General features: G+C 45.9%; 10 protein-coding genes. 4 read left to right on the forward strand and 6 right to left on the reverse strand.

All coding sequences use genetic code 11. The features are described 5' to 3' along the window. Window positions 1-95 precede the first annotated feature (95 nt). The 4 genes from ACRD67_RS14225 (at window position 96) to trxB (ending at window position 6,384) form a co-directional block, all read left to right on the forward strand. Window positions 96-2,951 carry a ligand-binding sensor domain-containing protein gene (locus tag ACRD67_RS14225; RefSeq protein ID WP_430967873.1) on the forward strand — a complete coding sequence of 952 codons (2,856 nt, stop codon included), beginning with the start codon at window positions 96-98 and terminating at the stop codon, window positions 2,949-2,951. Window positions 2,952-2,958: 7 nt separating this feature from the next. Beyond that, complete coding sequence (locus ACRD67_RS14230; protein ID WP_430967874.1) at window positions 2,959-4,050, forward strand: transporter substrate-binding domain-containing protein; 1,092 nt, start codon at window positions 2,959-2,961, stop codon at window positions 4,048-4,050. Window positions 4,051-4,086: 36 nt separating this feature from the next. Next, window positions 4,087-5,274 (forward strand): formylglycine-generating enzyme family protein, encoded by a 1,188-nt coding sequence (locus ACRD67_RS14235; RefSeq protein ID WP_430967875.1) that lies wholly within the window; start codon window positions 4,087-4,089, stop codon window positions 5,272-5,274. A 144-nt stretch (window positions 5,275-5,418) separates the two neighbouring features. Next, on the forward strand, window positions 5,419-6,384 hold the full coding sequence (gene trxB, locus ACRD67_RS14240) for a thioredoxin-disulfide reductase (protein WP_430967876.1): 966 nt from the start codon (window positions 5,419-5,421) through the stop codon (window positions 6,382-6,384). A gap of 90 nt (window positions 6,385-6,474) precedes the next feature. Here trxB and ACRD67_RS14245 read toward each other — a convergent pair whose 3' ends face one another. The 6 genes from ACRD67_RS14245 to ACRD67_RS14270 all read right to left on the reverse strand — a co-directional run bounded on the left by ACRD67_RS14245 (window position 6,475) and on the right by ACRD67_RS14270 (window position 12,535). Beyond that, window positions 6,475-6,921 (reverse strand): hypothetical protein, encoded by a 447-nt coding sequence (locus ACRD67_RS14245; protein WP_430967877.1) that lies wholly within the window; start codon window positions 6,919-6,921, stop codon window positions 6,475-6,477. A gap of 108 nt (window positions 6,922-7,029) precedes the next feature. Then, window positions 7,030-8,082, reverse strand: a complete 1,053-nt coding sequence (locus ACRD67_RS14250; RefSeq protein WP_430967878.1) for a pyridoxal phosphate-dependent aminotransferase family protein — start codon at window positions 8,080-8,082, stop codon at window positions 7,030-7,032. Beyond that, window positions 8,082-9,092, reverse strand: a complete 1,011-nt coding sequence (locus ACRD67_RS14255; protein WP_430967879.1) for a dipeptide epimerase — start codon at window positions 9,090-9,092, stop codon at window positions 8,082-8,084. The genes ACRD67_RS14250 and ACRD67_RS14255 overlap by 1 nt, the downstream gene beginning before the upstream one ends. Window positions 9,093-9,179: 87 nt before the next feature. Then, window positions 9,180-9,770 carry a lamin tail domain-containing protein gene (locus tag ACRD67_RS14260; protein ID WP_430967880.1) on the reverse strand — a complete coding sequence of 197 codons (591 nt, stop codon included), beginning with the start codon at window positions 9,768-9,770 and terminating at the stop codon, window positions 9,180-9,182. A gap of 216 nt (window positions 9,771-9,986) precedes the next feature. Beyond that, window positions 9,987-10,709: a head GIN domain-containing protein gene (locus ACRD67_RS14265; protein ID WP_430967881.1), complete on the reverse strand. Its 723-nt coding sequence runs from the start codon at window positions 10,707-10,709 to the stop codon at window positions 9,987-9,989. 98 nt (window positions 10,710-10,807) lie between these two features. After that, complete coding sequence (locus ACRD67_RS14270) at window positions 10,808-12,535, reverse strand: PspC domain-containing protein (RefSeq protein WP_430967882.1); 1,728 nt, start codon at window positions 12,533-12,535, stop codon at window positions 10,808-10,810. Between the last annotated feature and the right edge of the window lies 1 nt (window position 12,536).

Here is a 12,536-nt window from a genome sequence, read left to right on the forward strand (position 1 = left end):
ATGCTCTAAAACACCAATATAACTGGCGTTAGGGCGCATGGCCCGAAAACGTATATCCCTTTTTTTCATATATTTAAGGACCAGCCTTATAGTTTATGAAAAACAAGTACTTTTTTGTGTTCTTTTGGACATTGGCAAGTCTTTGCACCACGTTTGGCCAAAAATTCCAATATGCATTGTATCAAGGCGGGGAGCTTCCCTTTCAAAAGGTAAACCAAGTGGTCCAGGATGCCAGAGGTTATATGTGGTTGGCCACCGATCAAGGCTTGTTCCGATTTAATGGTACCGACTTCGAGGATTTTAACGTTTCCCTGCGGAGCCGGTATATAAAATCCATAATTGCAGGCCCCAAGGGCAGTTTGCTGTTTTCCAATGATACCGGTGTACATCAGTTGCATTACGAAACGGATCGGGTACAGATAGCGGATTATCTCAAAATAGCCGGGGACAAGGGAGATTTGGGTTATCCACAACAGCTTTTTATGGATGCCACACAGCGCTTGTGGATAGGGCAGGTAGACGGTTCTGTTTTTACCTACCAAAGCAGCGGAAGGGTACGGAACAAACTGTCGCTGGACACCCCCAATAAAACGGATAAAACCACTTTTGGGGAGGATCGTTTTGGGAACGTATGGGTCCTTGCTCCTGGAGAAGGGCTTTTTTATGAGGATGGGAGACGTCAACGGATGAAGCGCCTGGAACAGTTTAAGGACATGCGACATTTTTATATGGATGGAGACCAGCTTTACCTCGTGGGCGAACGGATAATAATACTGAAGGTAGACCAGAACAGGCGTATTTTGGAACAGACCTTGGTACCTGCCGAAGAAACGAATTTTAGCCATATCGGCAAGGATTTGGCAGGTACGTTCTTTCTTGCATCCGAAGCGGCGATCTATACCCTGACAGTAAATGAGGACGGCCTGGGAGTGCAAAAGGTTTTTGGGTCCAATACGCCGCACCGCATAGACGAACTTCCCTACAGCGCTATTAATCACCTCTATTTTTCCCAGGACCAGATTAGACCAGGTGGCCTTATCTGGGTAAGTATGTCAACTGGGCTGGGGTTAATGTCCACAAGCTATTTTCAAAGTATTTCAGGAATGTCGTTTGATAATGTTTTTAGTTTAAGTGCACTGAAGGATAGTGAGGTTTTAATTTCTCAAAGCAATGTTAGCAGGGCTTGGCCCGCCAATAGAGGTCTCGGTTTTGAAAAAGTGGAGGCGCCGCCCGCGGTAATGGGTATAAGTGCATTCAACGCGAACATTTGGTTAGGCACAGCGGAAGGCAAGATCGATCATTACCGGAATGATAGGCTTACCGCTACTTATGATTTGACCGACCGAGGCGGGGGAATATTTTTTATGTATGCCGATCATACGGGGGACAATTGGTTTTGCCAGGCTCCGGCCGACAAACCCATTTTGGGGGTCGCCAAAATCAGGATAGATGGGGAAGTTGTTCTTTACGATGATAAGAAAGGATTGAACAGTCGTGTTCTAGTGGTGAAGGAAGGGGGCAAATCGGAACTGTATGCCGCAGGGATTGGTCTAAAAAGCTATCTGTACAAGTACAATAGGGATACCGACACCTTTGAAAATAAGAGCCTTCCTTTTCCTTTTAGGGCCAGTAGCAATTTTGAAGTACACGACATAGCGGTAGACCGCAGGGGAATGGTGTGGCTGGGTACCACTGATGGACTCCTGAGGTACGATACCGAACATATAAAGAGGATAGATTTGGGCCCCCTGACCAAGACCGAAGTGCGATCTGTATGTACCATGGCCTATGACGGCCTGTGGTTGGCCACGGATACTGCCGGACTTGTACATTTAAACAAAAACGAGGACTATGTGATTTTTGATGAGAAAAGCGGCACACCTTCAAAAGTAACCTCGTATAGGAGCCTCGTACTCGATGCCAATCAAAAACTATGGGTGGGTACGGCCGAGGGAGCGGTCTATTCCTCCCATCTTAACCCAGTGCCATTGCTCACTGCTGTCCCAGTACTTGGAGAAGTGAAAATAGGGGATAGGCCCATAAAAAATAGGCAATCCATTCGTTTTTCCGAAACCGAGGTGGCCCATTTGAAATTCACCTCTATAATATATCCTGGAGAGGGTATTGGGTACCAGCACAAAATTTACCGTAAAGATCTTTCCGAGGATGAGGTTGGGAACCTATCTTGGTCCGTCCCTTCCGAAACCCCAGAAATAAAAGTCCAGGGACTTGCGGGCGGTTCATACAAGGTATTGGTAAGGGCCCAAAAGTCTGGGGGTTACGCCTGGAGCATCCCTGCAGAGATAGACATCCGTATTCGGAAAAAGTGGTACAAAACCTGGTGGGGCATGTTGCTTCTTTTGGGCTTGGCAGGGCTGTTGTTTTGGTACTATCTGCGTCTATGGGTTTTTAAGAAAACCCAAAACCTGGAGGCTTCCCTAAGCAAAAAACAACAGCAGTTGAAGCATGCGGATACCAATATTGATCTTATGGACCAATTGTTAAAAGAAATACCGAAACGAGCCCCATGGGACATCATGCTGCCTATTTTGGCGAAGCTGGTGAAACTGCCAACAGGTATTGATGCCTTTGAGTTGGCCTTTAAGAAAGGGGGAGAAGTACATTATAAAGGTTATGTTCGGGGTGCACCGAAATTGATGGTCAGAAAGGAAGAATTCAATGAGAAGGAGCACCTTGCAAGTTATGCTCTTATGTCAAATAATCCTATCAATATTGGAAATTTTGAAAAGGAGGTCGGCCAATATGTAAACGAAAAGGAAAGCCGGGGATACCTGTCCAGAATACTTATTCCCTTTGAACAAATTAGGGGAACCGAAGCTGTATTTTGTGTTTATAGAAAAAAACCGGGCAGCTTTAACTCGGTAGACGGTACCCTTCTACAGATACTGACCACTTTTTTGTCCACCAATGCTATTGATGAATTGAAATAGAGCAACTATGAACGACCTCCCTCTTATTAGAATTTTGATGCTTGTTGGCCTTCTCTTTTTTGGCATGCAAGCTACGGCCAATTCCTTGATAGATACGCTCCTCGTTGGGATTCATGAGGATCCGCCTTTTGTCATAAAGGATGCCAATAACCACTACAAAGGGCTTTCAATAGACCTGTGGCAACATATTTCGGAAGAGCTGGGAGTGCATACCCAATTTGTGGAATACAGCGACGCTATTGGAATCATTAGGGCTTTGGACTATAATGAACTTGACCTTTCCATTAATCCCTTGACCAATAGTTCCCGACGTATCGAAAAGTTTCAAGTGAGTCAACCCTTTTATATCTCTAGCATCGGGGTTGCCGTGACCACATCTAGTCAAGGTCAGTTTCAAATTTTTATCAGTAACTTTTTCTCCAAGGATTTCCTTAAGGTGGTTCTCCTATTGCTGCTTATCCTGCTCACCTTCGGGACCATCCTCTGGCTTGTAGAACGAAGACAGAACAAATATCAGTTCAGGCCCGGAATCCTTGGATTGTTCGATGGCCTTTGGTGGGCGGCAGTCACGATGACAACCGTGGGCTACGGGGATAAGGCGCCCAAGACCAATGGAGGCAAAGCGATTGCCATCATATGGATGTTTACTGCCGTAATTATCATATCGAGCTTTACCGCCACCATTGCCTCAACTTTAACGGTCAACTCCCTTGAAGCCAACATAAAAGGTTTGGAAGACCTAAAAACGGTAGAACGCATAGGGGTCGTAGGAGCTTCTGACGGCGCCGATTTTTTGATTCGGAATGAGATCAATCCCTATGAAACTTATAGGACCCCGCTACAAGGTCTAAGGGCGCTGGCCAGAAAAGACATAAATGTATTGTTGCACAACCATATTTCCCTGGATTATTTGATACGCAGCTATCAGCTGGAAAACAAAACAGAATTACTTCCCTTGAACTTTAACAGACAATATCGGAGTTTTATGATGCCCAAGACACATCCACAATTCGATGAAATCAATAAATTATTACTCACCAAAATACAAGAACCTTCCTGGAACGAAATATTAAAAAGCTATAGTGCAGACCGGGAATAGGGTGTTCGGAATGCCGTGAATGTGTAAATTAGCATCATGAAAAACCTATTTGGATTTATGATCGATCGGGTAAAGTACGCTCAGGGAAGACCAATTGAAACGCTTGGCAAATATTGCTGTTGCCTTCTCATGGTAGTTTTACAGTGGCATTGCGGTGAATCCAGGAAGAAGGACAGTAAGGTGGACGAAGGGGCCGAAGCATCACAGGAAGTAGATATACGGATCCTTAGGGATATCCCCGAAGATCTTAAAACACCCCAGGGCATGGTGTGGGTTCCAGGAGGGCAGTTTATGCAAGGGGCCGTAGACCATGATCAAATGGCCATGGGTCATGAGAAACCCTCACATCCAGTGGCGGTTGATGGGTTTTTTATGGACCTTACAGCGGTCACCAACGCCCAATTCGAAAAATTCGTGGCGGCCACGGGCTATGTTACCGTTGCCGAGCGAAGTGTGGATTGGGAAGAACTTCGAAAACAATTGCCGGCAGATACAGAAAAACCACATGATTCCGTACTACAACCAGGTTCCCTGAACTTTAAAAAGGCCAAAAGCAAGCTCCCCAATCTCTATGACTTTTCGCAATGGTGGCAATGGACCGTTGGATCCAATTGGCGGAATCCCAATGGACCCAACAGCAACATTGAAGGAAAGGAGACACATCCGGTGGTACATATCGCCTTTGAAGATGCCCAAGCGTATTGCACTTGGGCAGGGAGACGACTGCCCACGGAAGCGGAGTGGGAATATGCCGCACGGGGGAACAAGGCAGGGACCATATATTTTTGGGGTGATGAGGGTGCCCAATTGGCTCAAAATGCAAATACTTGGGAGGGCGAGTTCCCGGTAAGCAATACCACAGGGGACGGCTATGAGCTAAGATCCCCTGTAAGATCGTATCCCTCCAATGGCTTTGGACTTTACGATATGGCCGGAAATGTCTGGGAATGGACCAGCGATTGGTACAATGCAAAATACTATGGCGAACTCCATTCCCAAAAACGGACAGTGGTGAACCCACCGGGTGCCATAATTTCGTTCAACCCCAATAACCCCTATGCCAAGGAGAAAGTGATCAAGGGTGGTTCTTTCCTCTGCAATGCTTCCTATTGTGGTAGTTATAGGATATCGGCACGCATGGGTTCCAGTTTGGATTCTTCCTTGGAACATTTGGGATTTAGGACGGTGCTAAGCGTAGAGATGCTTCAAACCGGCGGGGAATAGAAAATGCCTGCCCAAGCCATTACGGACCACCAGTGTGCATGATAGATTTTTATGACCGCCCATAATAACTTTTGATAACTTTGAAAGTAAGGTTTTTAGCAAAAAAGCTACTTTTGTACTATAAATTTTAGCGAAGATTTTGATATGTCAGACAAGGTAGAACGATTGAAAACATTGATTATAGGTTCGGGTCCCGCAGGTTATACGGCTGCCATTTACGCTGCAAGGGCAGATTTAAAGCCCGTTATGTATACCGGAATGGAACCGGGGGGACAATTGACCACCACTACGGAGGTCGATAATTTTCCCGGATATCCGGAAGGCATTGACGGCCCTACCATGATGGTACAGCTGCAACAGCAGGCCGAGCGTTTTGGGACCGAAGTGCGGATCGGGATGGCTACGGCCGTGGAATTTTCCGATCAAGTGGGGGGCATTCACAAGGTGACGATAGACAATGACAAGGTGATAGAGGCCGAAACCGTTATAATTTCTACGGGAGCTACGGCCAAATACCTAAATATTCCAAGTGAACAACGCTTACGCGGCGGCGGCGTTTCGGCATGTGCGGTATGTGATGGTTTCTTCTATAAAGGACAGGATGTGGCCATTGTGGGCGGAGGTGATACCGCGGCAGAGGAGGCGTCCTATTTGGCAAATATTTGTAATAAGGTGACCATGTTGATACGTAAAGATCATATGCGGGCGTCAAAAGCCATGCAGCATCGTGTTGAAAATTTGGCCAATATAGATATTCGATTCAATACCGAAGTTGATGAGATATTGGGTGATCAAGTGGTTGAAGGTTTAAGGATGGTGAACAACCAGACCGGTGAAAAAGAGGAGATTCCTATTACCGGGTTTTTTGTTGCCATTGGTCATAAGCCCAATACGGATATTTTCAAAGGGCAATTGGAAATGGATGATACGGGGTATTTGATTACCGAGGGAAAATCCACGAAAACTAGCAAGCCCGGCGTTTTTGCCAGCGGCGATGTACAGGACAAGGAATACAGGCAAGCGGTTACTGCTGCTGGTACCGGGTGTATGGCAGCTTTGGATGCGGAAAGATATCTCGCTACGGTTGAGACCCCTGAGCAAGTGGCCTAAACACGGGTGGCATATTACATTTATGATAAAGGAACAAAAAACCCTGATGGTCTGCCATCAGGGTTTTTTTGGTGTGATCGATTGGTCTATTTATCGTATCCGTTTGTAATTTTCGGCAAAAGTCTTGTTTCCTTGTTCATCCAATGTAATCTGACTGTAGGTATTCTCGTCCAGATGAAGTTCAAATTCAAAAACCACGGTGGTATCTATCACCTTCATCATCGCATCAGACCCATATTCAAGGCTTTCCTCAAGTTTGTCCAATGTAGTCCTATATCGACCATAACCGAACCACTCCGTGGGATCATCGGGTGAGTAACGCGTCCACATCACTTTCCCTTTGTGAAACATTTTTATCTGTCTATAACCATTCGTATTTGGTATCGTATCCGTAACGTTTAGGCCATCGTAGTTAAAGCGATTAACAAGTTCCCAGGTGCCCTCGATAGTATGTTCAGTTTGAGGTTTTGAAGATGTAAATTCAGCGGCAGAAATTAGGATGAACATCAAAAAAACCAATCCAATCAATTTTTTCATGGCCGTATGTTTTTAGTGTTATTAATCCTTAAAAGTTACGACTTTTTTTGTTAAATACATAATGATATGGCTACATCATTAAGGATAATAAAAGAATATTCACAATTTTTATAAAGAGTGATAAGAATTCACAACTTTGACCAAATATTCAACATCTTTTTTGGTGTGGGCGGCACTCAGTACCAATCGATGCATTGTGGAGGCATCCTGTTCCGGATAGTTGAAACTTGTGGCCACAATATAGTTTTCCTCCAAATGTCGTGTAAGCTTCTTATTGGAATAACTAAAGGCAGGATGCTGCGTCATATGGTTGAATTGGGCGCTATTTTCCAAGGTTTCAAGAAACAGGTGTATATGCGCCTCTAGCAGCTTCCTTTTTTTTGGATAAAGGGAGTGGCCTTCCACGAGGCTGGCCATGCTTGCCGGGGAAGGCGGACTGGCACCTCCAAAGAAGGCAGTATCCCTAAGTTTTGAAATTCTTTTCCCGGAACCAAATACAGCACCTGCCTGAATTCCAAAGCCTTTCCCTAAGGAGCAGCAAACCATGAGTTCCTTGGCGTTTAAACCTGAAAGAACAGGGTAAACACCACCACCGTCCGTTCCAACAACACCAATGCCGTGGGAATCGTCCACGACCAGAACAATATCCTCTAAGGGAAGTGAGCGCAGTCCCTCAAAATTAGGATAGTTACAGCCAGAAAAATCAATGGAATCCAATAAGACCACCGGAATGCTCCGCTTGGAGGAAGTCAAATGTTCACGTACCGCGATGTTCAATGCGGTAAAGGTGGTATAGGGCCTAATTTTGGATTGGTACAGTGCAGAATGCGCATTGGGGGCATAAAAGAAGGCATATTCCTTGGTGTTGAAATGGTGACATATAAATTGGCCCGCTAAATAACCCGAGGACAGCGTAAGGCAGGCTTCGCTTTGAACCAGCTTGGCCAAGTAAGATTCGGCTTTTTCGTAGATTGAAAAACGGATGTTGGACTGCCGGGATGCCCCGTAATTGGTACCGTACTTTTGAATGTTCCTAATCAGGATATTCTGGAAGGTGGTATCCGTTTGCAGTCCTAGATAGGAAGTACCCCCAAAATACAAATAGGGCCTGTTGTTAAGGCTGATCTTGCGTCCTGGAAAAGCATCTATATAATCGGCCATTACCTCAGTGTTATACCACTACCGGGTTGTTCTGGAAAGCGTACCTTTCCGTTTTCCATCAATTGAACCCCATGGGCGATATCTTCCCTTAGCAGAAGGGCCCCATCCATATCCACATAATCCAATTGGGGCAGCAGCTGACCAATTGCCGAGATGCCCACGGTAGATTCGGTCATACAGCCCACCATGATCTTTAGCCCTAGACTTCGGCCTTTTTTGATCATGCGAAGTGCAGGGGTGAGGCCACCGCATTTGGTAAGTTTAATATTGATTCCATGAAAGTGAAGCCCGCATTTTTCCACGTCGGCCTCTACAATACAGCTTTCGTCCGCGATAATGGGCAATACACTTTGATGCATTAGTTGCTCCATGCCTTCCCAGTCATCGGCCTTAAGGGGCTGCTCCAAAAATTCGACCCCTAAATCCAGCAACAAGGGCGCATTGGCAATGGTCTCTTGAACCGTCCAGGCACAATTGGCGTCTATTCGGAAAATGGCATCGGTATGCTTCCTAAGCTCCCGCACAATGGCTACATCATGGGAGGTGCCCAGTTTTATTTTATAAATAGGCCATGGCGTTTCCTTCATTTTGGCCACCATTTGGTCCATGGTATCTATACCAATGGTGTAATTGGAGATCGGATAGCGGTCCATCTCCGTATTCCACAATTGGTACAGGGGCTTCCCTTGCAATTTTCCGTAGAGATCATGTGCGGCCAAATCCAGGGCACATATGGAAAAATTACTGAGTTTTTTTTCCACGAGAAAACTGTGAAAGGTCTCGGGACAGGTAAAGTCAAAAGCCGCTATTTCAGTACTAATGGATTCTATTTCCCCTACCATACGTTCCACCGACATTTGATAGTATGGATTGGCCGTGGCCTCACCATACCCGGTTTTTCCGTTTAGGCTTAGACTCACGATCAAGGAATCCTGGTAATCGTAGGATTCACGGGAAATTCTAAAGGTATGCTTTAGAGGGAGGACGTATTTTTTGAGCCCAATATGCATTGCGGTTTTCTTTCCACGAAGATAGATAAACCAACCCTATTTGTAAAAAAACAGAATTCAAAATGATAGGTGCTCACGCGCGATGGATTATTGTGGGGCCGTGGGAACATTCTCCTGGCCAAAAGTCGTGGTAGTGGACTCGCTCCAGTCCCCTGCGGTCTCACCTTCGCCGTCATAAACAAGGCTATTGTCACTATCCCCGGATACAGGCACAAAGTCGCCCACAGGCCACAGACCCGCTTCGATCGCTACCCCTTCCCTAGGACTGCCGGTAGCGCCCCATTGCACAAAGTCGGCCATGGTGGTGGCGTCCGAAAAATCCGAATCGTTAAAGTACAGTCCCAATCCGCCGGCATCGGTCGCCATGTCATAGGTCACCACAACGTATTGGCCGGGTTGGATATTTAGGTCGCCACGCACGGTCAAGGTGCCTATCTGACTGTAGGTACCGGGACCCAGGCATAAAAAATAACCACTGAGGTCCACTACCGTGGTACCCTCGTTAAAGATTTCCACTCTGTCTCCCAGATATTCTACTTCGTTAAGCACAACGGAGACAACACTGGTAGGGATGTCCACAGGATCTGCCAGGTTGCCAAGACTATTGGGATTATCTGAACTGCAGGCAGTCGCTAGCGCAACCGCCAAAACAAGAAGGGGAAGTCGTATATTTTTCATGGTGGTGTTTTGTTTCATTTATTTGGTCTTCAGGGTCGCAGCTTCCTTACACTGGTACCGGGTAAAGGCCCTATGATTCAAATTTTGCCATTTTTTCCGGTTTTTGGAAATTATCGATCGAAATTTTAATCATAAAAAAGGGAACCCGTCAATAAGTTGACGGGTTCCCAGTAGTGTATAGGAGCGGCTGCACCTAGTGGTTTTTGGTCGCTGCTATTAGTATTTATGTACGCTGCCCGAAGCAGATTTTCTTTTTTGCACCGTGGCATCCCCAGTGTATGAAATGTCGGCACCGCTACTGGCATCGGCGGTCAATGATTTGGAGACGTTTACCGTGATATCTGCCCCGCTGCTGGCGTTGGCGTCACATTCTTTGGCCAGTAATTCCCTGGCCTTGATATCCGAACCACTGCTGGCGTCGGCCATGAATATGTTGGTCTGCCCGGACAGTTTTATGTCGGCCCCGCTACTCGCATCGGCATTTACGATATCGGCACTAAGTGTTACCTCAAGATCGGAACCACTGCTGGCGTCCAAGTTGATTTTTTCGGTCTCGATCATATTTTTTACGATAAGGTCTGCCCCGCTTGAGCTTTCCAAAGCGGTCACCTCGGGAAGCGATACATAGATGTTTTTTGTGGCCCGGCCAATATTTTCTATGGCATGGATACGAAGCTTTCCGTTTTTGATATCGGTTCCGATAAGTTCTATGATGTTTTCATCTGCCTCTACCTCTATACTAAATTCCTTGGCCTGGGTTACGTATACATCCAAACCTTCGGAGGCGGAAACCACGGTGAATTCCTCGGTTACTTCGCGGGTCTCTTGGGCAACGACCCCGTTTCCTTTTTTACCTTCCCCAAAGTTGATATCAAAGGCACAGGAAGATAAGATCAGTGCCAGTAAAAATGCGATTGTAATTCGTGCTAGTGTTGTCATGATTGTTGTTTTTAAGATTGATTAAAGTTCTTTGTTCTATTTGTTTTTATTCAGTTTATGTTACCGAACCGTTGAATGGCTCAGATGAACTGTAGTTTTTAGTTATTTTCTTTGGCCTTTATTTTAACCCCATCCTCGTCAATCTTCATTTCAAAGGAGTCTTGCTCGTCGTTCAGGTTGATGTCTACACCATCCTCGTTAATGATAATACGGCCCCTTCCGGAATCCGAATCGTCCCCCCTCAGACCCTCAGGACAGTCCTGGCACTTTAACTCGCCATCTTTTCCCATCACCCATATATAATCTGTGATACGGCTTCGGTAGAGGTTTTGGTCATTTTTAGTGCTTCGGCCAATATGGCCCTTTACCCCAGTATCAAATTTGATTACTTGGCCCTCGGGAATGTACAGGGTGGCCCTGACCTCTTGGTCGCGCACTTTGTTGGCAATATCCGTGGTGATAAAATCATCCATGACAATCGCGTTGCCGGCCAAGGCAAAGCCGTATTGTATGTTTCCGGCCCTTTCCCGGGCTTCGTTGAAGGAGCTGCCGTTGGCATCTTTCCTGATCTTGACGCTAGCCACGGAATCCTCCGCTTTTTTTATATCAAAAAGGATATCGTCGGAGATCAACAGTCGGTCACCGGCCTCGTTATAGGTCACGGCCATACCGTTGATGCCTATGTTGTCCTGAATTTCATAAAGCTCGTTAGAGCGCATTTTGATTTCCATCGTATCCACTACAGTATCAAAATGCAACTCTTGCCTTTCTGAAATACTTCCGGTATAGGCATGGGCCGAAGCTTGTTTTACACCTAGTATGATGATGCCTATGAGGGCGATCAACCAAAGCCCAAGTAGAGAGAATTTGGCGATGTTCCCAATCGATTTAAGGTTGGTGACCAATATTTTCAAGCCCAGATAAAGCAGGAAGAAAAAGGGGATTCCTATGGCTAAGAAGGTCAAAAGGGACACCAGCCAGACCGGTGCTTCCGTAGAATTTACCATATCGTAGAAATCCACGCCAGGGATGTGTACAATATCCAGGATACCTACGGTGAATAGACCTACGAAGAGTCCGATCAAGGTAGCAGCACCTATGATGATCAGAAGGATGCCGATGAATTTTCCGGCCACTTTAAAAAGAAACATGATGATATCTCCTATGGTATCAAAAAAGGTTCTTCCGCTGCTTTTCACTTTTTTGCCCATTTCCCCATAGTCCACATTCTTCACCTTGTCGGCGACATCATCAAAGCCTTCCTTTACTTTACGCTCTATATTGCTTATGTTCACGGCTTCCCCGGTCATATCCAACTTCTGGGAGGTGGTAGCGGCCTCGGGCACCAAGATCCACAATAGGATGTAGGCGATGAAACCAAAACCGGTAAACACGGCCAAGAAAATAAAGATGAGGCGGATCCAGAGGGCATCTAGGCCCAAATAGTGTTCTAGACCGGAACAAACACCGCCAATATATTTGCTATCGATATCCCGGTACAGTTTTTTGACCCTTCCGCTAGCCTTGGCTTTGGGTTTGGGTTCATCTTCAAAGATGTCCTCGTCGATCATGTAATCTTCGGGCTGCCCCATAATAGCCACTACTTCATCTACTTCCTTTTGGGTAATGACCTGTCGGTCATTTTCCATTTTTTCATAGAACAGTTCGGAAATCCGAGCCTCAATATCGGAGAGGATCTCATCACTGCCAGGTGTACCGGCAAAGGAACGTTTTATGGCTTCCAAATAGCGGCGTAGTTTGTTGTACGCTTCTTCATCAATGTGAAAAATGGTATTCGCTAAGTTTATATTTACTGTCTTGTTCATT

Origin of the sequence: Eudoraea algarum (genome assembly GCF_050589645.1) — a bacterium.
GTDB lineage: Bacteria > Bacteroidota > Bacteroidia > Flavobacteriales > Flavobacteriaceae > JBNGOQ01.